Source organism: Cobetia sp. MC34 (genome assembly GCF_018340035.1).
GTDB classification, from domain to species: Bacteria; Pseudomonadota; Gammaproteobacteria; order Pseudomonadales; family Halomonadaceae; genus Cobetia; species Cobetia amphilecti.
Map to the genome: position 1 here is coordinate 1 of NZ_JADPPY010000091.1, position 1,053 is coordinate 1,053.

General features: G+C 62.5%; 2 protein-coding genes. Both read right to left on the reverse strand.

Translation table 11 applies throughout. The features are described from left to right. On the reverse strand, nt 1-590 hold a 590-nt coding region (locus tag IZU87_RS17265; protein WP_213115364.1), incomplete at its 3' end, for a DDE-type integrase/transposase/recombinase. Between the two features lie 26 nt (nt 591-616). Next, nucleotides 617-1,053, reverse strand: a 437-nt coding sequence (locus IZU87_RS17270) for a transposase (RefSeq protein WP_502711614.1), incomplete at its 5' end; no start/stop codon positions are given.

Consider the following 1,053-nt stretch of genomic DNA (forward strand, 5'->3'; position numbering starts at 1 on the left):
ATCAAGGGTTTATGACGATCTGTCAGGCGCTCTCGCCAGCAGGTTTTCTGAATCAACTCAGCGGCCAGCTCGCCAGTCTCTGTTTCATAGATCTCGTGCCCGACGATCTTGCGGCTGAAGACGTCCATTATCAGGTACAGATACCACCAAGTGCCGCGCGCGGGACCGGGCAGCCACGAAATGTCCCAGCACCAAAGCTGGTTCGGCGCCGTCGCCTGGTGAGTGGTCGGTGGGCGCTTACGCTGAGGGGCCTGCTGTCGGCCCCGGTGATGTTGCTGATCATATTCATGAAGCACTCGGTATATCGTCGACTCAGAGGCCAGATAGCGGCCCTTGTCAGCCTGATCGGCCACGATGAAGGCCGGAGGGCGGCTTCGGTACTCTGGAGCGTTGCACAACGCCACGATCGCTTTTCGCTCCTCGGGAGATAGCTTGTTGGCCGGTTCCGGGCGATCGGCGTCGGGGCGGCGGTCCGCCGTCACTTCGCCTTCTGCGACCCAGCGGTAGTAGGTCCGCACGTTGATGCCCATCACCTGACAGGCCTTGGCCAGCCGAGCCCCGTCACGCTGGGCGTCTTGCACCAGGGTCACGATGCGCTGGCGATCCGGGAGGCTGGTCAGTCGTCCTCGTCGTGGGTCGTGCCCCAGATCGCCTCGGCTTTTTTTGACAGGGTCAACAGGGCCGCCGTCTCGGCGAGGGCCTTGTCCTTGCGGTGCAGCTCGCGCTCCAACTTACGGAGCCGCTTTTGCTCCGCCTTGCGAGCCTGGCGTTGTTGCTTGGCCTGCGCTGCCACGTCGTCGTTGGCGTTCATGCAGGCATCCCGCCAGGCTTCCACCTGCTCGGGGTAGAGCCCACGCTCGCGGCAATAGGCGCTGAGTTCGGCCTCGTTCATCGGGGCCGTCTCCAGGACGATCTGGAACTTCTCCTGGCTGGTCCACTGGTCGGGCTGGGTGGAACGTGATGGCAAAACTTGTCCTCGCTCTCTGGCCTGTTTCCGCCAATTGTAGAGGGTTGTTGCAGTGATGCCTTCCTGTTTGGCCAATTCCGGGATGG